The sequence below is a fragment of the Runella rosea genome, assembly GCF_003325355.1.
Lineage (GTDB): Bacteria > Bacteroidota > Bacteroidia > Cytophagales > Spirosomataceae > Runella > Runella rosea.
The window spans coordinates 3,574,471-3,599,711 of sequence record NZ_CP030850.1; the positions used below are offsets into that span (position 1 = coordinate 3,574,471).

The window sequence follows — 25,241 nt, forward strand, 5'->3', positions numbered from 1 at the left end:
TGTTGAATAACGAATTTTGAATGATGGCGAATGACGACTTCTTACATCCTACCTCTGACTCCTTACCACTTATTCCTCGAGCATTGAAGGCGGAATCGGGAGTTTGACGGGCTTACCGTCTTCAGCTTCTCCGAGCAAATACCCGAAAGGTTTGAGGGCATCGACCGAATCAAATATTACTTTCAAAATGGCAGTCATCGGCAGGGCCAATATCAAGCCAGAGACTCCCCACAATTGCCCGCCTAAAATCAATACAATCATGGCCGCTAAGGGGTTGACGCTGACCTTAGAACCCACGATGTAAGGCGTTATAAAATTGCCTTCTAAAATCTGGATTACCCCAAAAACACCTAAAACGCCCAACGCATACATCGGGGAATCGAGCGCTACCAACGCCATCAGCGCTGGTAGCAGCGAGCCAATCATTAGCCCAATGTAAGGAATGAGTAATAAGCAAGAGGCAAAAAAACCGAAGAAGATTGCGTGTGGTACGCCTAAAAGCAACAACCCAGCCGAGTTCATGACGCCCACAATCAAAATCACTGAAACTAAGCCAACCAAGTAGCCCTGTACGACCTCATAAATTCGCCGAATGGCCTGATCGACGCGGCGTTTGTGGCGGCTGTTGAATGCCTTGTAGAAAAATCGTCGAAAAAAATCACGGTACAACAGGAAAAAGAAGACAAACAAGGGCACCAACGCCGCCGATGCAAGCGTGCCAGTAGTGGTAGCCACGGCGCCTGTTAACGTGGACGCACTGTTTTTGAGGGCTTCGGTCAGATACTTGCGGCCTTCGGTGAGTTGCTTGCGGCGGCTCATGCCAAAGTTGTCCGACAAGAAGTCTTGCCCTTGGTCAATCCAGAAATTGGCTTTTTTCTCCAAACGCGGTAATTCCTCTCCAAAACTGATGATTTGAACAGACGCGACGTATATTAAGCCGACCAAAACTGCAAAGAACAAGATTAAACTAAAGGAAATCGCCGCAATACGCGGAATACGCCAGCGTTCCAGTAAGGCGCAAATAGGGTACAACAACACCGCAAAAAGGACCGAGAATGTAAGGGGAACCAAAGTCTCTCGGAGTACGTAAAGAATGTAAACGATGATAACGCCCGAGAGCAACCACCCAGCGAGGCGAACGGAAAATGGAAACGACTTTTGCATGTTTTAAGAAGGTGTAAAAGCCAAATGGCACGAAAATTTAGGAATAAACCAGACGAAACAACCAAAAAATCGAAATTTTATTATGCATAAACTGATTTGGTGGGCTTTTACGCTGCGAGTGGCTTTGTGTGACTGTCATAATGAGAAAAAAAATGTTGGATTTGTCAATGGGAAAAGCGTCTATGAAATGGTCAAAATCGGCCAGCTTCCTCCCGACCTTCGGGAAACCTCGGGCTTAGCATTGGGCCGAGAAGCTCGGACTTTTTGGACCCACAATGACGGGGATAATCCCGCTGAGCTCTACGAAGTAAACGACGAAGGGAAGGTGAAAACGGTGCTAAAATTGCCCCAGTTTAAGAATATCGACTGGGAAGATTTGGCACAGGATACCAAAGGGAATCTCTATATCGCTGATTTGGGCAATAATGCCAACCAACGTAGAGACCTTGTAATCCACAAAATTAACCCCAATGAGTTGAATAAATATGAGGCCATCCGCGTGGCTTATGCCGACCAAAAAGCATTTCCACCGCCTTCGGCTGAGCAAAATTTTGATTGCGAGGCTACCGTTTGGCACCAAAATAAATTGTATTTGTTCTCTAAAAACCGCAGTACGACTAACCGCAACGTAAGGATGTACGCTGTACCCGATAGCGCAGGCACTTACAAAGTTGCGCCCATCGACAGCGTGTACAGCAAAGCCATGGTGACAGCGGCTGATGTAAGTCCCGACGGAAAAACACTGGTGCTACTAACCTACGGAAAACTCTTATTTTTTGACGTGAGCCAAGGCATGAATTTCCGGAAGCCATTGTACTGCTTAAAGTTTGCCCAAGGACAAACCGAGGCCATTGTCTTTATTAACAACGAAGATTTTATCCTGACCAATGAGCAGAAAGGCGAGATGTTTTTGGGGAGTAAAAAAAGACTTTGAAACGCATCCCGCATCCTTAAGGGGAGGTTGGACAAGTACTGATTTTTGCGTTAAAAATACTGCCCTGCGCGGTCGTAAATCCAGGTTTCAATTCAATCGAATTACCAGCTGTGTACGTGACATTTACGGCATTTGCAATTGAATTGGTTGCATTGATTGAATTGCCAGCGTTGAATGTATTGTTGCTCGTTATTGGGTCAAAAGAGGTCAAAGTAAGAGAAGAAGGGCAGGATTGGGCTTTTATTTTATAGATGTTTCCGTTTGAGAACGAAGCCGTATATAACTCCCCCTGCCAATCTTCCCCAAAAGTAACGGGGCTAGAAAGTGTGGTGGATTGCGCCACATTTTGGTAGCTGCCGTTGGGATTGCGGCGTAAAGCCCAAAAATTTCCTGAGATATAATCGGCGTAGATGTAGTGACCGTACATGGCGGGAAACTGTTGACCGCGATATACAAAACCGCCAATCACTGACCGCCCAGCGCCGTTATTATTGGTGAAACCCGCGTATTCGTGGATGGGAAAAGTCATCGTGATAGAATCTTCGCATACGGTTTGAACATACCGATGGTTGCCTTCATAACACCGCCATCCGAAGTTAGCCCCACTGGGGGCGTTCTTGGCTAAAAAATCAATTTCCTCCCAGCCATCTTGTCCATTGTCGCCAATCCATAAATCTCCCGTTGAGCGGTCGAAGCTCATGCGCCAAGGGTTTCGAAGGCCACGCGCCCAGATTTCGTCCCGAATGCCGTCGTTGGGCATTTGGTAGGGGTTAGAAGGTGGAATGGCGTAGGTGTTATTGTTAGCGTTGACGTCAATACGCAGAACCTTCCCGAAAAGTTTGGCTAGGTTTTGAGCATTGTTGAGCGGGTCGCCCACGATGTTTCTGCCGCCATCGGCATCATCACCCGTAGCAATGTATAAATAGCCATCGGCTCCAAAACTGATTGCTCCGCCACGGTGGCCTATGTTCAGTACGTGTGGGATGGTAAGTAAACGCGTTTCAGTGGTATCGGCTAGATTAGCGTTACCGGCACTTTTTCGGAATTGTGAGAGTTGAACAACGTTATCGGGTTTTCGAATGTAGAGTACATAAAAACGGCCGTTTTGTGCATAATTAGGATGAAAAGCAAAACTGTTGATGCCCGCCCATTGGGGGTCCTCGACCTTGGAACTAATGTCTAAAAAAGGCGTCGGCAGAATACTGTTGTTTTGAATGATTTTTATTTTCCCGCCGATTTCAGAAACAAAAAGCCTGCTATCACCCGCCGATTGAATATTGGTCGGGCGGACCAAGCCTGTTTGGTATATTTCAAGCGAAAGAACAGGAGACTGTGCGTATATTTTCACCGCGGTTAATATAATAGCTAGACAGACAATATGTCGATTGATAGCGCGCATATTTATTACTCTTTGTTTAAATGTAATGCTGGTAAGATTCTGTCTTTAAGTGTATTTATATGTAAAATGCTTCAAGTAAGGTTGAAAAATAATTCTAAACAATAAAGTCTTTGGATAATATAAAATATACCTCTAAAGTAATTTGTCAGGTCGCATGAAATATACCTTTATCCGACTGGCCATTAGTAGTTTGATTATGCTTTAAAACAAAAAATCCCCGACTTTTTAGTCAGGGATTTCAGGATCTTCAAACAGACCTATATAAATAATATGTTCAGGCTATAGAATCGTCTTTGCCTTTGCTAATGCCGCATCAAGTCCGCTTACATCCGAGCCGCCAGCAGTGGCAAAGAAAGGCTGTCCGCCGCCGCCGCCTTTGACTTCTTTGGCGAGGTCTTTGACGATGTTGCCGGCATGTTTGCCCTGCGCTACCAAATCTTCCGAAAGCATCACGGCCAATTGTGGCTTGCCGTTCAGTACGGTTCCCAATACAATGAAACAGGTACTTAACGACTCCTTCAGTTGGTACGCCAACGATTTGAGTGCATCCGCGTTGGCAACGTCTACCCGCGCAATGATGACCGAAATTTCACCTTTAGTTTCTGCCTGAGCCAATAAACCTTGTTTGGTTTGTTGCAACTTTTCGTTTTCAAGGGCTTCAATGCGTTTGAGCAACGTGGCCTTCTCCGAAAGCAAGTTTTCTACGGCTTTCACCACGTCTTTTTGGCCTTTGAACAGTTCTTCCAATTGGCTGATAACATCTGCCTGACGGCTGATGATTTCCATTGCTTTTTCACCCGTTACGGCCTCCACGCGGCGTACACCTGCCGATACAGAGCCTTCGGAGGTGAACTTAAAAAGTGCAATCTCGCCCGTAGAAGGCACGTGAGTACCTCCGCAAAGCTCGACCGAAAACTGCGGGTCAAACTCTACGACGCGGACAAAATCGCCGTATTTTTCGCCAAATGTAGCCGTTGCGCCTTTTTTGATGGCTTCATCAATGGGTACGTTGACGTAGGTTTTTTGGACAATGTTGGCGCGAATCTTAGCGTTTACAATGTCTTCTACTTGCTTTAATTCCTCGTCGGTTACTTTGGCGAAGTGCGAGAAGTCAAAACGCGTTACTTCGTCGTTTTGATACGAACCTTTTTGCACGATGTGCGTACCCAACACTTTCCGCAAACCTGCTAGCATCAAGTGCGTAGCGGTGTGGTTACGCATGATGTTCTGACGGCGGTGAGCGTCTACAGAAGCGAGGAGCGAGTAGTCGGGCGTAAGGAGGATTTCATCCAGATTTTTATCCCTAGAAACATGGATAAATAAATCGTTTTCTTTCTTGGTGTCTACGATCTTTATTTTTATTTCTTGCCCTTTGCTGCTCATTACTAATTCACCACTATCGCCCACTTGTCCTCCCATTTCGGCATAAAATGGCGTGCGGTCCAGCACGATGTGATATTCTTCGCCCGCTTTGGTTTTCACTTTGCGGTATTTCACGATTTGAGCGTTGGCTTCAAGGGTATCGTAGCCCAGAAACTCGAAATCGCCGCCCTCACTCACTTCTACCCAGTCGGTGGCCTCCTTAGCTGCGTCCTGACGGCTGCGATTTTTTTGTTCGGCCAACGCTTTTTCGTAGCCAGCTTCGTCGATTTTATAACCTTTTTCTTTGGCCAACAGAGCCGTTAAATCCACTGGAAAACCAAAGGTGTCGGATAATTCAAAAACAGTTTCCCCGTTGATGATTCCTCCCGCTGGCGTTTGTGCGCTGATGATTTCAAAACGTTTGATACCCGCTTCCAACGTACGCAAAAAGCTTTTTTCTTCTTCATTTACCACGCGGGTTACGAAGTCTTCCTGTGCTTTGAGTTCGGGAAAAACATCCTTGAACTGCTCGGCTAGTACTGGTACCAACTGACTCATAAACGGCTCAGTGAAGCCCAAATACGAATAACCATAGCGAATAGCCCGACGCAGAATACGACGAATGACGTAGCCCGCTTTGGCGTTGGAAGGCAACTGCCCATCGGCAATGGCAAAGCTCACGGCGCGCAGGTGGTCGGCAATGACACGCATAGCGATGTCGGTATAATCGGTCGTGTTGAGCGTGCCGTTTACGCCGTATTTTTTACCGCACATTTTCTCAATGACCTGAATGGTATTTTGGAAAATATCGGTGTCGTAGTTTGATTTTTTGCCCTGAATAGCCATGCAAAGGCGTTCAAAGCCCATGCCAGTATCAACGTGTTTGGAAGGTAACGAAATCAATGAACCGTCGGCTTTGCGCTCAAACTGCATAAACACGTTGTTCCAAATTTCCACTACTTGCGGGTGGTCGGCGTTGACGAGTTCTTTGCCCGACTTGGCATCTACTTCGGCTTGGTCGCGGAGGTCAATGTGGATTTCTGAGCAGGGGCCGCAGGGGCCTGTATCGCCCATTTCCCAGAAATTGTCTTTTTTATTACCTAAAATGATGCGGTCTTCGCCCACCATTTCTTTCCAAATATCCCAGGCTTCTTGGTCAAAAGGAACGCCGTCTTTTTCGTCGCCTTTAAAAACCGATACGTAAATGCGCTCTTTGGGGAGTTTATAAACTTCGGTGAGCAATTCCCACGACCACGCAAGGGCTTCTTTTTTGAAATAATCGCCAAACGACCAGTTGCCTAGCATCTCAAACATCGTATGGTGATAGGTATCAAAACCCACATCTTCGAGGTCGTTGTGTTTGCCACTCACGCGCAGACATTTCTGGGTGTCGGCGATACGCTTACTTGGTGGCGTGCCGTTGCCCAAAAAGAAATCTTTAAACTGCGCCATGCCCGAGTTATTGAACATGAGTGTGGGGTCATTTTTTGCCACAAGCGGTGCCGAGGGCACAATGAGGTGGCCTTTACTTTTAAAAAAGTCTAAAAACGCTTGACGGATTTCGTGGGAAGTCATTCTTACTGACATTTGAAATTTAATGTTTGACATTTGACCAAAAACACTGAAATAGCCTAAAATCCAGTGTTGAACGTTTAGTGTCTTTTTTGGAGGGGCAAAATTACGGAAAAATGCCGTAGCTTTCTGATTATGATTTGATTTTGATGAACTTGTGGAGAATACACACAACCACTATGACAGAAGACTATGAGCTTTTTGGCGTGCAGGAATACGGGATTGAGCTGTTTGTTGAAACCCTCTACTTTTCGTTCAAACCATTTTTTGAAAGTGAAGCGGCGGCGAAACGCCGAAGGTAGACTTCTTTGAAAGGCAGTGCCATTTTTATTGGGTGAATGTTGTTGGTTTGGGCGAAGTCCTGCCACATTTTTGCCACACTGCTATTTTTCCCATAAAAAACGCCCGTAAATCACTGACTTACAGGCGTTTACAAAAGTGACGAAGGCGAGACTCGAACTCGCATACCCGAAGGCACACGCACCTGAAACGTGCGTGTCTACCAATTCCACCACTTCGCCGGTTGTTTTGATGCTGCAAAGTAAACGCTACTTCCCCATTTTCGCAACATTCAGGGAGTGTTTTTTATTAAAACCTACAATCGTAGGGGCAGGCCTCGCGCCTACCAAAGCCGTATCGAGGCCTGCCCCTATGGTTATTTACAGAAAGAAGCCTTCTCCCTGCGCGGGAATTTCAACATTTCGGAATCCTTCGGCTTCAAGTCGCGCCTTAAATTCTACTTGATTTTCGTATTCGCCATGAACCAAAAATAGCGCTTTTACCTGTGTAGGGTCTTGGCATTTCAAAAACTGAATGAGTTCGGTATAGTCAGCATGGGCTGAGAATGAATCCATTACCTCCACCCGTGCTCGTACTTGGTAGGTTTCTCCAAATATTTTCACCTCTGGTTGGCCACGTTTAAGCGCAGCACCGAGGCTATCGGGCGAGCAATACCCTACCAGCAAAATAGTGCTGTCGGGGTCAAGAATATTATTTTTAATGTGGTGTTTGATACGCCCCGCTTCGGCCATGCCCGAGGCTGAAATAATCACACAAGGCTCTTTAAGGTTGTTAATGGCCTTGGATTGTTCCACATCCGATATGTAGTGTAAATTAGGAAAATTGAACGCATCGCCGTCTTTTTCGATGTATTCCACAATATCGGGGTTAAAATATTCGTCGTGCTTTCGCATGATAGAGGTCGCTTTTATGGCCAACGGACTATCAATAAACACTTTGAGCCGCGGCAGCAATCCTTCATTTTCAAGTTGGTCAAGCGCATAAATTAGCTCCTGCGTACGGTCGACGGCAAAAGCGGGAATGATAAGTTTACCCCCACGCGTTACACAGGTATCGCGCACAATACGCAGCAAATGCGCCTTCATGTCGGGCTCGGGCTCGTGGACCCGGTTCCCGTAGGTGGATTCACAAATAATCACCTGTGCCTGCGGAAAGGGTTCGGGGCTTCGCAAAATTTTATCATTCGGACGACCCACATCTCCCGAAAAAGTTACTTGTTTTTCAACACCTTGCTCCTTAATCGTCAAATGTACCGCCGCACTGCCTAAGATGTGGCCCGTATCGGTAAATCGGACTTTTACTTCATCACGATTGAGCCAAAAATCTTCGTGGTATCCCACGGTAACAAATAATTCAAGCGTTTGGCGCACATCGTTTTCGTCGTAAAGTAACTCCAGTACAGCATCCCCTTTACGGCGACGACGCTCGTTGATGCGTTCGAGGTCTTTTTGTTGAATAAACGCACTGTCGAGCAGCATAATATTGCACAAGTCGGCGGTAGGCGGAGTGCAGTAAATAGGCCCACGGTATCCCTGACGGACCAAACGAGGCAGCAACCCAGCGTGGTCAATGTGAGCATGAGAAAGAATGACAACATCAATATCTTTGGCACTAAAACCAAGGTTTTGATTGAGGTCTTGGGTGTTTATGCCCTGAAAAAGCCCACAATCAAGCAAAATTTTCGTTCCCTGTTCGGTCGTAATCAGGTGCTTAGTACCCGTTACACGGCGTGCTGCACCATAGAAGTTTATTTTCATCTGTTTCGGAATCGTTTATCCTTCAAGTATACTAAAATTTTACAAAGAATACTTTGAGGACTGAAATAAGAAGTAGGAAACATGACGTAAGAAGGCAAATCGTCTATTCTTTCGTTACGACCTCATCCAAATTAAGCATGGCGTTGGTGGTTACGGCTAGGGCGGCGAGTTCTGGTCTCGCATTGGGTTCGTTGGCCAGGAGTTTCTTTGCCCCTTCGGGGTTCTTGCGGTATTCGGCCAGTGATTTTTGATACAACTTCGTCAACACCTGTAAGCGTTTGGGCGAAATGGTACGGTACGTCAGGCGGCGATAAGCCTCCCGAATCTGCTGCTGAGGCTGGGAATATTGCGCCGCAATCGTCTCAGAAAAGCAATGCGCCACTTCCAGATACACGGGGTCATTGAGCGTCACCAAGGCTTGCAAAGGCGTATTGGTCCGTAAACGTCGTACTTGACAAAACTCTCGGCTCGGCGCATCGAAGGTCACCATAGAGGGATACGGTGCGGTGCGTTTCCAATAAATATACAAGGCGCGTCGGTAGCGATCTTCGCCCGCGCTGAGTTGCCACTTGGCTCCGTCATAGGGCGACAGCCAGATATTATCAGGCTGCAAAGGCATTACGCTTTTTCCGTACATTTTTCGGGACAATAATCCACTGACAGCCAGCATTTGATCGCGTACCTGCTCGGCCGTCAGGCGGACCCGTGCCCCGCGCGACAGCCATTTGTTGTAGGGGTCTTTTTCTAATTTTTCGGGTGTCACCGCCGAGCTTTGACGATAGGTGGCCGACAGCACGATTTTTTTCAACATCTTCTTAATACTCCACTGCTGCGTTTCCATAAGTTCTACCGAAAGCCAATCAAGCAACGATTGATGCGTAGGGGCAATACCCTGAGAGCCAAAATCTTCTACCGTTTCTACGATACCCGTTCCAAACAACTGTTCCCACAAACGATTTACGGCTACGCGGGCCGTCAGCGGGTGGTTGCGTGAGGTCATCCACTGGGCCAAACCCAAACGGTTGGTTGATTTTGGTTGCCGCGTATCGTTTTCTGCGCCCGTTGCTTTAAAAATACCTGGTACATCAGGCTGAACTTTGTCTCCTTTTACGGTCCAATTTCCGCGAACAAACACGTGGGTTTGACGGGCCAAGTCCCCGTGACCATCGTACATAATAGGTGTGTTTTCGACATTACCCGTCAAGATTTGGGCGTATTCTTTTTCAATTTCGGCAAATGCGGGTTGGTCACTTCCTGGTAGCGCTTGCTGAAACGTCGCCCATTTAATCTGCACCCATTCTTTGGGTGTTTTGGTGCTTTTGAGCGTCCAGTAAAGCGTCCTTTTTCCAGCATCGGGCAATACTGGCAAAATTATGACGGTATCTCGACCTGCGCCTCCCGTCTTGGGAACCGCCAACGATGCTACTATTTTGCCCCGCAAACTATCCTGATGCAGTTCTAACAACGCATTTTCGGCGTTGGTCCCAATGGCTATCAAAAGGCGACGTTTGCCCGTCAGCGTCACATTCTGCCAGCGCGCTGAACCATTGTCCTGAATACCAAAATATTTGGCATCCAGCAACGACGCATTGACATGTTGGTCAAAATCGTGGGAATTAACCTTAGGCTCCATGATGCGTACAAACTGCCGAAACTCAGCAAGGTTCATCGCATTTGTCCCATTTTTGGAGGTATTTTGTTGAATCCAACTTTCTACTTTCGCAATTTTCAGTGAATCTTCGTTCTTATAAAAACGCAACGTAGGTGTTTCGCTGGTGACGTCTTCATCACGAGAATTATTAAAAAACGCCATGTATTTGTAATATTCTTCGTGCCTAAACGGGTCGTAAGGATGGCTATGGCATTGCACACAACTAAAAGTAGTTCCCTGAAAAACATCCCAAGTGGTATTTACCCGGTCGATGACCGCCGCAACGCGAAACTCTTCGTCCTGCGTACCGCCCTCATCATTGGTCATGGTATTGCGGTGAAATCCAGTGGCAATGAGGTTATCGTCCGTCGCGTTGGGCAACAAATCTCCCGCCAACTGTTCAGTGACAAATCGGTCGTAGGGTTTATCTTCGTTATAGGCTTTGATAAGCCAATCGCGATAGCGCCAGATGCTGCGTCCAGGGTCGCGTTCGTAGCCTTTGGTATCTGCATAGCGCGCCAAATCCAACCATGTACCCGCCCAACGTTCTCCGTAAGCCGACGAAGCCAACAGCGAATCGACGAGCGTTTCGTAAGCTTTGGGCGATGTATCACGAAGAAATTGTTGCACCTGTGCATCTGTAGGTGGGAGGCCTGTCAGGTCGAGGCTTACCCGCCGAATGAGCGTGGCGCGGTCGGCTTCGGGGGCAGGTTTAAGGCCTTGCTCTCGTAGTTTTTCAAGAACAAAATGGTCAATTTCATTTTTGGCCCAACGGGTTTCTTCGTCGTTAGTTAAGCCGATTCGCGCCCAAAAACTGCCAATCTTGGGCACCTCTGGACGCTCGATGCGGTTGTAAGCCCAGTGATTCCCCCATTGAGCACCTTGATCAATCCATTTCGTGAGTACCTCAATTTCTTCTTCCGTCAACGACGGACCGTCTTTAGGCATTTTATCTTCGTGCCCTTCGGGCAATAAAATACGCCGCATCATTTCACTATCATCGGCATCGCCCGCCACCACAGGTGGCTTGCCCGACTTAGCAGGTTGGTACATATCCTGTTCGAACAAAAAACTTACCCCGCCCGCCTTCTTCACACCTCCATGACATGCCATGCAATGTTTATTCAAAATGGGTTTCACCTCGTCGTTGAAATCCACCCGATGTTCAAACATTCCTAAAAACGAAAATGAGCTCAGCAATATCACTGCCACCCCTCCCGTAAATATCCATTTTGGTTTCATTCCCATTTTAAGCTGCATATTAAACTACCTTTTATAAAGACAAGAAATGGGTTTTTCTTACCCGTTTGGAGCGGCGGTTTTGGGTTTTTCTTTATCTTTCATCCAAAAACCTAAACCATGACCGAAATTACCCAAAACCTTATTGCAAAAGACGGGCTTGCACTGTTTGCCCGGGCATGGCCCATCGAAACCCCTAAGGGCGTCATTGCCCTCATCCACGGTTTTGGAGAACACAGCGGCAGGTATGCGCATCTAGCCGAATTTTTCAACAAAAATGGGTATTCTGTTTACGCCCTTGACAACCGAGGACACGGAAAATCGGAAGGTAAACGCGGACATGCCCCCAAATACGACGCGTATTTAGATGATATTGAGACTTTTTTGGAATTTGTCACCTCTAAAACCTCTCCCGCACCTTTGTTTCTTTACGGGCATTCGATGGGCGGAAATTTGGCATTGAACTATGTATTACGCCGTAAGCCCGTCCTGAAAGGGCTGATTGTCAGTGGTCCGTGGATACAATTAGCGTTTGAGCCTAAACCCATTTTGATTACGTTGGGCAAACTGATGCGCACGGTTTTTCCTGGATTCAGTCAAGATAGTGGCTTGGCTCAAGAGCATATCTCAAAAGACCCAACGGTGGTAGAAGCGTATAAAAATGACCCGTTGGTGCATGGTTTGATAACGGCATCGGCTAGTATCGGCATTTTGGAAGCGGCCGCTTTTCTCAACAGTTTTTCGGGGGCAATGCCCGTTCCAACCTTATTGATGCACGCCGCAGAGGACAAATTAACCTCTCAACCCGCAAGTGAGGCATTTGCGCATCGAGTAAGCGGTCCTATCACCTACAAAAAATGGGATGGAATGTACCACGAAATTCATAATGAACCAGGAAAGTTGGAGGTGTTTAACTATATGCTCGGTTGGATGGAAAGAAATGTTTGACAATCATCAAACCAATAAAAAAGCCCTGCCAAAAACAATCAGCAGGGCTTTTTTAGGTAAAAACCGTCTATGCCAGCGCTCGGCGGCAGTAGTAACCTGCCATACCCGCAAAACCTGATACAATTCCGCCAATCAGCGTTGTAATCACTACCAGAACCAGCACATTGGGAATTTTAAAAATGTCGGCTACTTTTTGGCCAATGAGTCCTTCATTGGCAAAATGCTGATAAGAAGCGTAACCTAACCATAACGTTGCCGCTGCAAAAAAAGCAACTCCAAAAGCTTTTAAGGCAGCATCTGCTTTCCACAAGCATAACACAAAACACACAATAGGCATCAACCACCAAGGGCCAAAATATTGTGCAATGGCACTGAATAGAATGATAAGAACGTAAAGCATAACTTTGAGTTTAGGAGAATAAAACGTACTGTAATCTACGAAGTACTAAGGAATTACGCAAAAATAGTTAGTTTACACTTATTTTAATAGCATAATCCCCTAGTTTTCAGTTGATTTTAACAAAATTACTACCAACTACCTAGTTTAATCACAATTTCGGTAGCATTAAACCGTTCATTTACCCAATTTAAGTGTCGAAATAATCTTAGGATGATTCTCTTCTTTTGATTTCAAAAACACCAGTTCGTTCAATTCTCCCTTGGCCCAGCGGTCAATCATGTTATCATACAAACGACTCCCCGGATTTCCAGACTGACCTCCTGGATACAGTCCAAAGGCTTTGGGCCACGTTTTGTCCAATTGCACCACCATCCGCCACGAGGGGCCGTGACCGCCCTCAGTCGTAGCATTGACGATGTTTGCACCGCCACCGTTGATGACATCCATTCGTGAAAATGACTTAAAAAGTGGCACAAGGTGTTTAATATCAGTGCTTTTTGCTTTTCCCCACGCCCAGGATTCGTCATTGATACGTCCGTGTTTGTCAATGAGTGAATCTATCGCAGCGGCAAAGGTAGAGCGAACAATATCGGCGGCCGTTTCCGTCTTTTTAGGGGTTCTTTTATCATCAAACCATTTCGAATCTGGTTGCTTTTGAAGCAACGCCCACGTGCGGTCACGGGTGGGAAGCATCATGGGAGCTTTTTTATCAGTTGATGGAAAATCATCATCCCATATTGCCAACCGCAATTCTTTTACCCAACGCTCAAAAATCGTCGGCCCTAGCTCTTCGGGGTCATTTCTAAGGTTCCAGTTCGCCAAAATCTGATAAGCCGGATTGACTTTTGAACTGGAATCCTTTTCCAATATTTTGAGTAAATCGGGCAAAACTCGGCGGGCTTCCACGTTAAAATTATCGTTTTGGAGTAGGCGCAGACTGTCGATGGTGGCTTGGGTCATTTTTTCCAAACGCTCATTTATCCGAATTCCTCGCTCGCCGGGTGCAAATTTCCACCCCAAATAATAGGGATAAGAAGGGTCAGCAGGGAATTGGTTGGCCGAACTTACGTACCCACGCGCTGGATTTTTGACGTACGGATTTTGCTCAACGGGAATCCAATCACGCCAGTCGTGCGCGGGATTAGCCCCATCCAACACAAACTTGCCCTGCTCTTTCCACTTAAGCGGCAACTGCCCCGCCGATGTGATGGCCACGTCATTTTGATTGCTTGCAAACACCACGTTGAACGCTGGTGAAGCCAAATAAGGCATGATAGCGCGGTAGTCATCGTAGTTTTTGGCACGATTAATCATGTACAAGGCTTTCAACGAATTGCCCACCGCCACAGGCCCAATCCACGTGAGCGCATGACCCACGGGTAAATCTCCCATAAACGGCGTTTGGCCGTCACTGTAAAGAACAGGCCCGTGATGGGTATATCGAACCGTATCCAGCACGGTTTTTGCTTCCCCTTTCACCCTGAATTCATTGATTTTCATTGTCACTGGACGCCATTGTCCGTCATGTTGGTATTCTTTCTGCGTTTTATCTTTGAACTTAATTTGGTAAAAATCAAATACATCGGAGCCTACGTTGGTCATTCCCCAGGCAATGTCTTTATTAAAACCAATCCCTATACCCGGCCAGCCAGGCACACACACACCATAGACATTGACGGTGGGCGACACGAGCTGCATTTGGTACCAAATGGAAGGAAGGGATAAACCCAAATGTGGATCATTGGAAAGCAGTGGCAATCCCGTTGACGTACGCGAACCATGCACAGCCCAGTTATTGGAGCCAATGCCTGGGTTCTCTGATTCAATATCTAACCGTGCGGCCACGCTTGCTTTCAGCATCTCGGGCACTTTTGGCACGGCCACCGGCGTAAAAGTCCACTTGGTCCCTTTGGGAATGATGGGAGATTCTTCAATAGGATAATCGGGGAATAAATCTTTGACGACCTCTTCTCCGTGCACCGCCAATGTATTTGACATGCGATAATCATCGGAGCGGGCGTTCATGTCTTTGCGCATGAGCATCTCCACCAAAGCCGTTTTTAACGGTGACCATGCTTCGGGGCGATAGCCCAAAATCTTGAATTCGATCGCTAAATCTTTGTATTCAACTTGCTCAATGTACGCATTTATACCAGCAGAGTACGACTCCGCAACCAGTTTTGAATCAGGGTCTTTCATGAATGCTTCGGCGAGCTTTGCGGCACCTTCTGGCAATTGGAGACGGCGATTATAACGGTCAAAGTCAAGCGCTAACGGCCCCATCACTTCACTCAAACGACCAGAAGTAACGCGGGTATAAAAATCCATTTGCCACAGGCGATCACGCGCGATGATGTACCCTTGCGCAAAAAATAAATCCGCGTCGTTTTCGGCAAAAATATGAGGTACGCCGTTGTCGTCGTATTTTACAATCACCTCGCCCTTTAGGCCTTGTAGTTTTAATTCAGAAGAAGATGCTTTTTGGGGAGCTTCGTCATTTTGCCAAAACCCAGTAAAAGGACTAAAAAAAGGCCCTAAAGCGGGAGCAGGACCTAATGGTTGATTGAGCAGGTACGTCAGTCCACCAGCTACCAGCAGACTCAACAACGCACGGATGTACTTCATTGATGAATAGAGAAAATAATTAATATGGATTTTTTAATAAAAAATTGACTTTTGCGGTTGCAATTTAGAAGAAAACTCAACGAAGAACCCATACAGAATAAAAAAAATCTAAACTAATTTCCTAAAACGCGATAAAAAACGAAAAGCCTCAGAGAATGTCAAAACAATTCCCTCTGAGGCCCTTAATTCTATACTTATTAAAAAAAAGTCTTTGCGTAGCTTCTATTTCTTTTTGCGTTTTTTCTTTTTTCGCCCTTCTTCCAACTCCTCTATCTCGCGCAAAAGTACCTGCAAATTTCCTGAATTATCATTCGTAAAATCAATCATGCTGTCGTATTCAGCTTTGCTAATTTGGAGCACGTCGATGGGCTTATCGAGATAAGTCTCGATTTCATCCAAAATGGGTTTTTCTTCTGGGCTACAAAATGAAACGGCATTGCCCTTGAGTGTACCACGCCCTGTACGTCCAACCCGGTGGACGTAGTTTTCGGCCTGTTCGGGCAAGTCATAGTTAATGACATAATCCACTCCTGTAATATCAATGCCACGGGCGCTGATGTCGGTTGCTATCAGCACTTTGGTTTTTCCGCTTTTAAAATCATTCAGGGCCGTCAAGCGGTCTTTTTGGTCTTTATCTCCGTGCAGCGTTAGGCTCCTGATTTCCATGCGTTCCAACGCCTTAAATACCCGCTCGGCTCGCACTTTGGTCCGGACAAAAACCATGATTTTACTTTCGGGATGCTCATTGATGATGCGCTCAAGAAAGAAACGTTTATCGTCCATTTCCACATAAGCCACAAAATGTTCAATATTTTTGGCCACGGGGTCTTTGGGCGAAATCTGAATGCGAATGGCCCCGCTGTTGATGAGCGAATAGGCTAATTTCTTGATTTTATCGTCAATGGTAGCAGAAAAAAACAATGTTTGCCGCCGACGCGGTAGGTGACGAAGCAAATCACGAATGTCTTTGATAAAACCCAAATCCAGCATGTGGTCGGCTTCGTCGAGAATCAGCACCTCAACCCGGTCGAGCTTGAGGTGGCCCTGACTGACCAAGTCAAACAAGCGCCCAGGGGTTGCCACCACCACATCTACCCCCTTGTTCAATTTGGCTATCTGTGGATCCTGCGCCACGCCTCCAAATAAACCCAAGGTTTCTACTAACGTAAAATGGCCAAGGCGATTAAACACTTCGGTGATTTGCAAAGCCAACTCATGCGTAGGCACCATCACGACGCATTTAACGCCATCAGGGCGGCGGTTGTTGCGTTTGCGCTCGTTGAGCAAATGGATAATGGGTATGGCAAACGCGGCCGTTTTTCCCGTACCCGTTTGGGCAATGGCCAACACATCTTCCCCTTTCAGAATGGAAGGAATCGCTTTAAACTGAATATCGGTGGGGCGTTTGAACCCCAGATTCACTAAACTTTTCTTGATTTCGGGGGCAATGTGATACTCTTCAAACTTCATGCGCTTTGCTATTTATAAAACACAAAGGTACGAAGGAGATTGGTCTTTTTCTGCCCAGGGAGTTTTTGGTACGTTTTGTTTATTTCTGTGCCTGTTTGTTACCGCTCATGGTTCGCATGTATTTTACCAAATCCAGTACTTCCTGTTCGGCCAATGCATCAAACAATCCCACGGGCATCAGCGACGTGGGCATCACTTCGCGCGACTGAATCGACGATTTGTTGACTACCACCGCATCTTGGCCTACCACACGCATCGTCAACTGTCGTTCATTTTCTGAGATAACATTGCCAGAGTACGTGCGCCCATCGCGGGTGGTGACCACCACCAACTTATAATCTTCTTGAATTTCGCCACTGGGATTCAGAACGTTGAACAACAGATAATCTAGATTGGCGCGGTTGGAACCCGTCAAATCGGGGCCAATGTTGCCACCTTTGCCGTACATCTTATGACAACTTCCGCAGGTGCGTTGAAAAACTACCTCGCCCTTAACCGCGTTGGCCGTGGCAACGGCTTTATCAGTAATCATCCGCTGGTATTTTGAATACGATTTTTCTAACGACGGCTCCTGTTCAATGGGGCCCCACACTTCAATGAATCCGCTTCCCACTACCCGCAGCAATTGTCGAGCGGCATAAGGCGGCACATCACGTTTAGGAATCGTCTGACTTTTTAGGGCCTGCGTTAATTGCCAACCGTATTTGGGGCGCGAAGAAAGTGTCTGAATAGCCTGTTGTTTTTCGGCAGCACTAAGGTCTTTATATTTAGAAATCAACAATTTAGCCAACGGCTCCTTGTCATAATCGGCAATAGCCCTAATCACATCCATCCGCAATTTAGGCTCGTTCAACAGGTTGGGAATTTCATTAACCAACTCCTCCCGTTTACGAGCCGCAATAGCTTGCAGTGCCTGTTGGCGTTGGAGTAAAGGCGCATTTTTGTTTTTCAGCGTAATCATAGATTTTTGAGTGGCCTCGGTATCCCCAAAACGTTGCGCTATCTGGGTGGCAAGATTCGCCACTTCGCCTTTTTCTAGGCGCAGCTTAGCGTATACGGCGGCCCAATTAGCAGGTGCTTTTAAGTCAAATCGCCCTTCCAATCCATCACGCATACCTTCCAGAATACTTACCTGATTTTTAGACGATTTGCCCACCATCGCAATGACCGCTTCAGGAGCATTGGCATCTATCAACCGACGCGCCACGTACTTGGCAATCAATGGAATCTGCGTTTGTGACGCCAATTCAAGGGCGCGATTGGGATTGGCTTTGACCAATGGCTCCAAGCCAAACCATATCATCTTGGGCAGGTTATGGTCTTCGTTGTCTTCGCCGTGTTTGGCCAGCTGTTCCACAATTTTCCACCCAGATTCATTGTCAATCCGCTGCATGGCCGACGTCAAATAAAGCCGCACCACGGGCGACGCGTCTTCTTTAGCCATTTTCACAAACGCTGCCAACGCATCGGTCGATGGCGTTTTGTCTTCGCATAACAGTTGAATTGCCCAAGCGCGAATGTACTCATCTCTGTCAGTCAATGATTTCTGCAATTCTGCCGCCGTAATACTTGCCGTAGTATGCAACGCCCACAGCGCCCGAAGTCGGTAATCTGGATTTGCATTTGTCTGAAAAATGGTTTGTAAATCAGCCAAGGCACTTTTGTCTAAATTTCCTTTGGTGGCCCGAGATTGCAGAATCACTCTTGCTCTTCTTGAATGCCAGTCGCTGGGGCTTGTTTGCAACTCAACCAATTGTTTATCTGACAGTTTAGTCAAATCATCAAAGCGCCCATCCCAGTTTTTGGCCAAGGATTCTTTGGGCATAATTCTAAAAATACGGCCCGTTTCACCGTTTATAACTTCTTTGCCGCAAATGTCGGCATCGTGCCAATCGAGTACGTACAGCCCTCCGTCTGGGCCTACTTCCATGCTGAATCCTACCCATTGGGCGTTGTTGGCCATGAGCAATTCATCGCCGTGTTTGGCCACAAAACCCGAGCCTTTTTTCTCCAAAACATCCGACAACACAGCGTGCTCGTGGATGTTGGCCATGAAAATTCGGCCTTTATGTTCCTCAGGAAACGCATCCGATTGATACACTCGCGCCCCGCCATGCGCCGAGCGGTGGCTGTGGTCGGCAATGGTGCGTATATCGCTGTAGATATAGGGATTAAAATGTTGTCCACCCTGCCGGTGATAAATTCCCCCCAAAATGACGTGCCACATGTGCGGAATCACGCAAGCGCTGATAAACAGTTGTCCCTTAGCATCATAATCAATCCCCCAAGGATTACTGAAACCGTGCGCCACCACTTCAAATTTGTCTTTTGTAGGGTGATAACGCCACACGCCACCGTTAATATCTACACCTTCTCCTTGCAAAATATCTTCTGGAAATGGGTCTTTATGCCTGTAAATACGGCCTTTCCCTTCGGGTTTGCGCACTTTTGAAGGAGTCGCAAATCCTTGGCAACCGTACAGCCAACCGTCGGGGCCCCAATGTAAACTGTTGAGCGTTTCGTGGCGGTCGCGGATACCCCATCCCGTAAGCCGCACTTCGATATTATCCATATCAGCCACGTCGTCGTGGTTGCGGTCGGGCACAAAAAGGAGGTTCGGCGGAGCACCTAGATACAGCCCATCAAAGCCAACCGCCATAGCGGCGGGAAAAGCAATTCCTTCCAAAAACACCTTTTTGGTATCGGCCACTCCATCATGATTGGTATCTTCCAAAATGAGAATTCGGCTGTTGCCCGCGTTGGAAAATCCATGCCCGCGCGATTCATAGTCACGGTTTTCGGCCACCCACAGGCGACCTCGGTCATCCCAGCAAAAAGCCATCGGTTGGGTCATCATCGGTTCAGAGGCCCAAGTATTTACTTTAAAGCCCTCTTTAAGAGTCATGTTGGCAATGGCTTCTTCGGGCGACAGGAACTTGGCATCACGGCCTTCCTGCTGCGCCACTCCCCAGAGGGCGTAGGCCATATCTTGCCCGCTAAATTCACTCCACGTACCCGACAATTTTACATCGTTGAACTCGCCCGTATAAATCACCAATTGGTGCTTTATCACCTCCACTTTCCCTTTTTTAATTTGCCAGTCTCCCGTACGAGCCCGGGCTGGCCCAGCCCCCAATTGGCCGTCTACCCGCCAATATTGCGGAAAACCTTTATTTTCGGGATGGTCAAAAATGGCAATATGCGCCAAGTCACTGCGACCTTCTACCTGCATTCCAATATCAACCCACGTGGCGCGTTGCCCTTCGGCTTTCTCATTTTTTTGACGGGCCGCGTTTATCACTTCACCTTTGATTCCCTGTTTCCACGGCATTCTCACAAACAACCCGCCGTAGTCGTATTTTCCAATCGTTACATCGGTTTGGGCTTCACCCGCCCATTCAAGATTAAGAATATATTTTCCATCTTTTTCCGCCATGGTCCAAGTTTGGGTTTCGGTCAATACCGCGTTGCCTTTTTCGTCGAGCAAATCGTACACCGTTTCCCACTTTACTTCTGGGCCTTTGCTTCTGATTACTTTGGCCGAAACCCGCCGCCAATAATCGCCCTCAGGATGGTGAAAATAATCACGCCCATTCACGCGCGTGTAGCCCCAATAAATACCCGTTTGGTGTTTGTGATGTCCAGGACTGTACTCGGTCAGAACGCCCTTACCGTCGGGGGCCATGATGGGGTGCAGATAAGGCCGAAAATCCGCCTTAGCATTTTGGGTCAAAATGGGCTCTTTTCCGTTGAGTCGAAAAACTGAAATCGTCCCTGCTTTTTCATCCTGCACCACTCGCAGCTCCGTTTTTTTGGGCGGAGCTTTCACTACGTTGGGGACTTGGGGCTTAAAAGCAACCCATCCAATACTGCACAGGACTACCGAGAGAAGAAAATGCAAAGGTTTCATTCTGAAAATAAAGTTAGGAACAATGAATGTCATGGCGATTGCCAGAACCAAATCTTCTTGGCAATCAAGTGTAAAAGGCAAAAACGCCTTTTTATTCCTGCTTTTATTTAAATATTCCTAAAAAAATTTGAAGAAAACCGAGGGAACGTCTCAGCAAATTTGCCGCAAAGCCAAGTATTCAGCCACCAGTGTCCAGCAGTGGGCTTCACATTCCCAGCGCATCTGAAACAACGGAGAAATGGCCATACGATACAACAACGGGTTTTCGTAGGCCGTCAACAAACCCGCAATGAAAAAATAAAAACCCTCAAAATCAGCGTTCGAAACGGGAAGTCGGGCTTCTGGCACACCTTTTACGCCCAACCTCATCAATGACGTTTTTAAGCAAATTTCGTCTAGTATCGGCAGTGGTTTTTGCAGAAGAGACTCAGTATCGGCAATTAGTTTTTCACGAATAGGCTCTAACTCGGAAATCACAAATGCCCCCATCAGGCGCGCAACGTGGTAAATAATCGGCACCGTACGCGGATACTGGTGCGCACATCTGAAGGGCTGAGTCAGATAACGATCGGTTTCAATCACCGACCTGATATACCTCAAACTATCCGTATCATGCTGATTTATAGGCATATTATACTCATAAATACAATACAACACATTGGCCAAAACACAGGCATCAAACTCAATGTACATGTTTTTACCAAACCATGTTGAATATCCTTTTAGTTGCCGGTATTCGGGATAAGTATTTTGAATGAATTGCTTCGTTCCGTTGGCGTGCAAACTCAATTTTTCTTTCAGCCAAAATACCTCCTCCCGCGTGGGCGCGGAAGTGAGATAAATCATGGCCGTGTCGTCGGTATCGTCAGGAATTCGAAAATGCTCAAAATGCCGAAACAAGTGGCCGTTTGGAAAATGTTTGGAAGGCGTTGTTTTCCAGAAATTATAGGTTTTCAAGCCGTCTTTATTCCGAAATTTTGGGTAATTCTGAACGCCCTTTTGCGCAATTTCATCCACCAATCGTTGACTCTCAACCGAAAGAAACGGTTTTAGTTTTTGCAGCGTAAACACAATCACCGCCGTAAAAAACACCGTCGTATCGGGGCGCTGGTATCCAATCAGGCGATTGGTACGCTGCGCTAGAAATAATCCTTCGTCAAAATACCTCTCCCCTTTCGACTGCAATGCCGCAATCTGCGCAATGGTTTCATCCAATACATTCATGCTGAAAATTTCAAGCTGCGAATATCGTAAAACATTTTCTGTTCAAAGAAATCTGCCGACAGTTATCCTGTAAATCAAGCCATTAAAAGTTTGGCACGAATGTTGTAATTAGCCTTTTATATCAACCTTAATCCCATAAGTTGTTATGAAGAAAATATACACTCTTGTCATCGGGTTACTTGTAACGGGCATGAGTTTTGCCCAGCAAAGTTTTATTTTATCACACATTGACCACCGAGGTTTTGTGAATTTTTCGGGCGGCACTAGCATTCCCGTCAAATCTTTGATGAAAGCAGACCCCAGCGCATCTTCTGAAATCAGTGCTTTGCGCGGCTCTTCCATGCAGGTATCGGCGGGGTACCGTCTTACGCGGCGTATAGGAATTATGGGATCTTTTACCAACTGCCTTAACCAAACAAGCACACTCAAGCTTGTTGAAAGTATACAAAAAAGCCATCCAGGCGGCACATGGGCGTCTTCGGGCGGCACGTGGAACTGTTCGCATTTTTTGGCAGGGCCTTACATGACCTTCAAAGCAGGAATTTGGATGTTTGACGCCCGCGTTACGGGAGGTTATTCATGGATTCAGCGTCCTTACACCGAGCTGAAAGGAACCTTTTTTGACGTTCCGCTGACCATCAAAACCGCCCAAAGCCGCAACGGCTCGTTTTCGGTGGGAAGTGGCGCAAGCGTTCGTTGCAAAATCACGCGTAATTTTGCCCTTGCGGTTCATGCCGATTACGTGAGCACCAAAGCGTCTTTCAACGACATTACCAGTACTTTAACCATTGGAAAAGACAAAGGCGACGAAAAAATCAGCGAAGTGCACCCTATCGGCTTACTGAGTATTGGCGGTGGACTGAGCTTATTATTCTAAGTGAAGAATTCTTAAAAATGTAACGATACATACCCAAACTGGGGCGGCTGAAGCAAAATCTTCAGCCGCCCGTTTTTTTGTAAAATCTTCTCAACGCTGGACGGTACATTTAACAAACGAGCTCGGTTGCCAGCCTTTTTTCCAACCCGTTTTGGGGAGTGACTTACGCGCAGTTTTCAATAAACCATCCGCGCTAGACTGCATTGGCACATAACGTTGGGTCAAGTCACTAGCCGACGAATCCTTCAATCTCATTTCAACATTGGTCCAGTTAAATTCCACAAAATTCAGAAATTGTTGAACCGAAGCCCTGAGCTTGGAATCTTCGTCGTACCGAAAGGCCGTCACATAGACGGAGCGGCCGTCGGGCAAAGCAACGGAGGTATGTGTTTGTAAGAAATTATTTCCCGAAAAATTCTTGAACTCGTAGCGCTCCCCCGTCAACACTTTATTGACATCCGCAAAATTCTCCTGCGAAATATACCAGTTAAATTTCCAAAGAATATTGGTCGCTTTGCAGGACTCTACAATGAAGCCGTTATAGAGCGGAACTTCGTTTTTAAACTTATTTTCACGACTTTCAAACGTCGCCTGCGTGCCCGCTTCCTGCGTGATGGCTCCAATTTTACAGTTTCCCATCGCAAACGTCACCCCCGTTCCTTTGGCTAAATGTAGCCTGTCGATGGTTAAATCCGACCCCAAAGGTTGCACATAATTCTTCTTGGCGGGTATTCGACACACAAATGTACCAATACGGTGCCGCCCATCGGGCACATCGGGATAGTTAAAATAATACCCGTCGCCGTAGAGCTTCAGCCGAACGTCGGTTTCTACCTCGTCAAACACCGCTCCCGTTATGGCTTTATTGAGCCACAAAACCGTCATTTCGTTCATTACCGACTCACTCATAAACGCCGAATTGGTATTATTAACCAACATTTTTTTGATGCGAAAACTGCTTTTCGGGCTTCGATACGAGGTCCAAGTATGCTTGGAGCCGACCCAAGAAAGATTTTTTTTCAGCATATTCGGGTACGCTGCCGCATCGGCCACACCTGGTTTTCGCAATACGTCTTCCATCACATAATTGTCGATGCGTACGTGATTAATGGCCTGTGTATACAGCACAATAGCGCAGGCATACCTAGCATACAGGTGTTTAACGTACAAACTATCTTTGCGTTTATGAACAGTAGGGTCTACCTGATTTTCGAAGGTGAACGTATAAAAAGGCTTCTCGATGGGCGCATCTCCCCACACTTCTTTGTCCTGCTGCGCATACAAAGAATCAATGATAACGGCTCGGTGAGCGCCCCGCACGTTGACACCCCACACCGCAAAATCATCTTTTTGCAGATTCAGGCAATTAAACCCGTTGATTTCGCGAAACGCTTTGACCCGTATTCGGTCATAGCCGCTGTCACGTTCTTGATCACGGGTAAAAATATTGATGGCGCACATTGGGATATTCCTGAACGCAATCGACCCTATTGTCAATCGTGATTTGGGGTTATTGGCAGGGGCTGTGATTTGCAGAAACGCCTCCCCGCCTTCGTTCATCGGATTAGCAATTTTGAGATTAGACGTATTTCCATCAAGAGTTAGCGAACCTCCTAACGTCAATTCCTGAATATCTTCCAATTGAAGTACTTTGATTCTGGTAAGTCCATTTTGGGCTTTTAAGACGGTATTTTGAAAATAAAAACGCAACCTTTTGGGATTGACCAATTGCTTTGGCGTAATGGAAACTGGGGCAATCGTGTACGTTTTGGCCGAAAAATTTACTCGGTCGCAGGCCGCTAAGGCCCACAATAAACCCTCATTGATGGGGGCTGAGGAATTGTCGAGAAACCAGTCAATATTTACCCCATCTTCATACTCAAATATCCGCTTATATCGGCCCTTGAAGGTCCGATTGGCACTTTCCAGTACCGTACCACCGTTGGCAATAGACTCATTGTCTGTGGCGTCATACCTCCAATCGCCTTCCTTTCCAGTATCGGTTACGCGGTAGGTTTTGTTAGGAGAGGGATTTTTCAGGGTTATTAATCCACGTAGCGTTATGGATTCTGTCTGTGCCTGAGCCGAACCTACAAGCACAAACAGTGAAAGGCAGAAAATATAAAACGACGATTTGGGCATGGGCATACAGGTGATTCTGCTTATTAACTCCAAATGGCCCAGAAATCGTTTATGCTTTTGGGAAAACCTTGCTAAAAAAAGCTAAAATAAACATTTCAAGTAGCTGAGTCAATGTCCCCTCAAATGTATTTGAGGGGTTGAAAGACTACACAAAGGTGATTGATAGAAAATGTGTTATTGAAATCTAGCTAATTTTTTCTTTGGAAAATACCAGAACAATGATGCTTTTGACTATTTTAGGTATTTTCGTCCCGAAGGCAAAAAAAC

General features: G+C 46.6%; 15 protein-coding genes and 1 tRNA gene. 4 read left to right on the top strand and 12 right to left on the bottom strand.

Annotated features, from left to right (window positions below; translation table 11 throughout):
• Positions 1-69 precede the first annotated feature (69 nt).
• On the bottom strand, positions 70-1,164 hold the full coding sequence (locus DR864_RS14960; protein WP_114067738.1) for an AI-2E family transporter: 1,095 nt from the start codon (positions 1,162-1,164) through the stop codon (positions 70-72).
• Between the two features lie 82 nt (positions 1,165-1,246).
• On the opposite strand from DR864_RS14960, the gene DR864_RS14965 reads away from it, so the two are divergent.
• The gene (locus DR864_RS14965; protein WP_114067739.1) at positions 1,247-2,098 is read left to right on the top strand and encodes a YjiK family protein; all 852 of its coding nucleotides are present in this window, start codon (positions 1,247-1,249) and stop codon (positions 2,096-2,098) included.
• A gap of 16 nt (positions 2,099-2,114) precedes the next feature.
• Here DR864_RS14965 and DR864_RS14970 read toward each other — a convergent pair whose 3' ends face one another.
• Positions 2,115-3,446 (bottom strand): PQQ-dependent sugar dehydrogenase, encoded by a 1,332-nt coding sequence (locus DR864_RS14970; RefSeq protein WP_162793849.1) that lies wholly within the window; start codon positions 3,444-3,446, stop codon positions 2,115-2,117.
• Between the two features lie 330 nt (positions 3,447-3,776).
• A complete protein-coding gene (gene alaS, locus DR864_RS14975; RefSeq protein ID WP_114070296.1) occupies positions 3,777-6,434 on the bottom strand; it encodes an alanine--tRNA ligase in 2,658 nt (885 codons plus the stop codon).
• Positions 6,435-6,610: 176 nt separating this feature from the next.
• Here alaS and DR864_RS30375 point away from each other — a divergent pair, with 176 nt between their 5' ends.
• Complete coding sequence (locus tag DR864_RS30375; RefSeq protein ID WP_262510901.1) at positions 6,611-6,733, top strand: hypothetical protein; 123 nt, start codon at positions 6,611-6,613, stop codon at positions 6,731-6,733.
• A 137-nt stretch (positions 6,734-6,870) separates the two neighbouring features.
• On the opposite strand, the gene DR864_RS14980 is transcribed toward DR864_RS30375, so the two are convergent.
• The 3 genes from DR864_RS14980 to DR864_RS14990 all read right to left on the bottom strand — a co-directional run bounded on the left by DR864_RS14980 (position 6,871) and on the right by DR864_RS14990 (position 11,381).
• Positions 6,871-6,952 (bottom strand) — tRNA-Leu (locus DR864_RS14980).
• 138 nt (positions 6,953-7,090) lie between these two features.
• Complete coding sequence (locus DR864_RS14985) at positions 7,091-8,488, bottom strand: MBL fold metallo-hydrolase RNA specificity domain-containing protein (protein WP_114067741.1); 1,398 nt, start codon at positions 8,486-8,488, stop codon at positions 7,091-7,093.
• A 103-nt stretch (positions 8,489-8,591) separates the two neighbouring features.
• Positions 8,592-11,381 (bottom strand): DUF1553 domain-containing protein, encoded by a 2,790-nt coding sequence (locus DR864_RS14990; protein ID WP_114070297.1) that lies wholly within the window; start codon positions 11,379-11,381, stop codon positions 8,592-8,594.
• A 117-nt stretch (positions 11,382-11,498) separates the two neighbouring features.
• Between DR864_RS14990 and DR864_RS14995 the strand changes: the two genes are divergently transcribed.
• Positions 11,499-12,326, top strand: coding sequence for an alpha/beta hydrolase (locus tag DR864_RS14995; RefSeq protein ID WP_114067742.1), 828 nt, complete (start codon positions 11,499-11,501; stop codon positions 12,324-12,326).
• Positions 12,327-12,393: 67 nt separating this feature from the next.
• Here DR864_RS14995 and DR864_RS15000 read toward each other — a convergent pair whose 3' ends face one another.
• The 5 genes from DR864_RS15000 to DR864_RS15020 all read right to left on the bottom strand — a co-directional run bounded on the left by DR864_RS15000 (position 12,394) and on the right by DR864_RS15020 (position 21,955).
• Entirely contained in the window at positions 12,394-12,726 is a 333-nt protein-coding gene (locus DR864_RS15000) for a hypothetical protein (RefSeq protein WP_114067743.1), read from the bottom strand.
• 174 nt (positions 12,727-12,900) lie between these two features.
• Entirely contained in the window at positions 12,901-15,351 is a 2,451-nt protein-coding gene (locus tag DR864_RS15005; protein ID WP_114067744.1) for a penicillin acylase family protein, read from the bottom strand.
• Between the two features lie 222 nt (positions 15,352-15,573).
• Positions 15,574-16,821, bottom strand: coding sequence for a DEAD/DEAH box helicase (locus DR864_RS15010; protein ID WP_114067745.1), 1,248 nt, complete (start codon positions 16,819-16,821; stop codon positions 15,574-15,576).
• Positions 16,822-16,900: 79 nt separating this feature from the next.
• Positions 16,901-20,731, bottom strand: a complete 3,831-nt coding sequence (locus DR864_RS15015) for a PVC-type heme-binding CxxCH protein (RefSeq protein ID WP_114070298.1) — start codon at positions 20,729-20,731, stop codon at positions 16,901-16,903.
• A 150-nt stretch (positions 20,732-20,881) separates the two neighbouring features.
• A complete protein-coding gene (locus DR864_RS15020; RefSeq protein ID WP_114067746.1) occupies positions 20,882-21,955 on the bottom strand; it encodes a hypothetical protein in 1,074 nt (357 codons plus the stop codon).
• A 145-nt stretch (positions 21,956-22,100) separates the two neighbouring features.
• On the opposite strand from DR864_RS15020, the gene DR864_RS15025 reads away from it, so the two are divergent.
• Positions 22,101-22,832 carry a hypothetical protein gene (locus tag DR864_RS15025; RefSeq protein WP_114067747.1) on the top strand — a complete coding sequence of 244 codons (732 nt, stop codon included), beginning with the start codon at positions 22,101-22,103 and terminating at the stop codon, positions 22,830-22,832.
• 90 nt (positions 22,833-22,922) lie between these two features.
• Here DR864_RS15025 and DR864_RS15030 read toward each other — a convergent pair whose 3' ends face one another.
• On the bottom strand, positions 22,923-24,980 hold the full coding sequence (locus DR864_RS15030) for a putative phage tail protein (protein ID WP_114067748.1): 2,058 nt from the start codon (positions 24,978-24,980) through the stop codon (positions 22,923-22,925).
• Positions 24,981-25,241 lie beyond the last annotated feature (261 nt).

What these genes read in the sequence shown, in the direction of transcription:
- DR864_RS14985 (WP_114067741.1), bottom strand. Translation starts at nt 8,488, where the DNA reads ATGAAAATAAACTTCTATGGTGCAGCACGCCGTGTAACGGGTACTAAG.
- DR864_RS15030 (WP_114067748.1), bottom strand. Translation starts at nt 24,980, where the DNA reads ATGCCCATGCCCAAATCGTCGTTTTATATTTTCTGCCTTTCACTGTTT.
- DR864_RS30375 (WP_262510901.1), top strand. Translation starts at nt 6,611, where the DNA reads ATGACAGAAGACTATGAGCTTTTTGGCGTGCAGGAATACGGGATTGAG.
- DR864_RS14995 (WP_114067742.1), top strand. Translation starts at nt 11,499, where the DNA reads ATGACCGAAATTACCCAAAACCTTATTGCAAAAGACGGGCTTGCACTG.
- DR864_RS15020 (WP_114067746.1), bottom strand. Translation starts at nt 21,955, where the DNA reads ATGAATGTATTGGATGAAACCATTGCGCAGATTGCGGCATTGCAGTCG.
- alaS (WP_114070296.1), bottom strand. Translation starts at nt 6,434, where the DNA reads ATGACTTCCCACGAAATCCGTCAAGCGTTTTTAGACTTTTTTAAAAGT.
- DR864_RS15010 (WP_114067745.1), bottom strand. Translation starts at nt 16,821, where the DNA reads ATGAAGTTTGAAGAGTATCACATTGCCCCCGAAATCAAGAAAAGTTTA.
- DR864_RS14990 (WP_114070297.1), bottom strand. Translation starts at nt 11,381, where the DNA reads ATGAAACCAAAATGGATATTTACGGGAGGGGTGGCAGTGATATTGCTG.
- DR864_RS15025 (WP_114067747.1), top strand. Translation starts at nt 22,101, where the DNA reads ATGAAGAAAATATACACTCTTGTCATCGGGTTACTTGTAACGGGCATG.
- DR864_RS14965 (WP_114067739.1), top strand. Translation starts at nt 1,247, where the DNA reads ATGCATAAACTGATTTGGTGGGCTTTTACGCTGCGAGTGGCTTTGTGT.
- DR864_RS15000 (WP_114067743.1), bottom strand. Translation starts at nt 12,726, where the DNA reads ATGCTTTACGTTCTTATCATTCTATTCAGTGCCATTGCACAATATTTT.
- DR864_RS14960 (WP_114067738.1), bottom strand. Translation starts at nt 1,164, where the DNA reads ATGCAAAAGTCGTTTCCATTTTCCGTTCGCCTCGCTGGGTGGTTGCTC.
- DR864_RS15015 (WP_114070298.1), bottom strand. Translation starts at nt 20,731, where the DNA reads ATGAAACCTTTGCATTTTCTTCTCTCGGTAGTCCTGTGCAGTATTGGA.
- DR864_RS15005 (WP_114067744.1), bottom strand. Translation starts at nt 15,351, where the DNA reads ATGAAGTACATCCGTGCGTTGTTGAGTCTGCTGGTAGCTGGTGGACTG.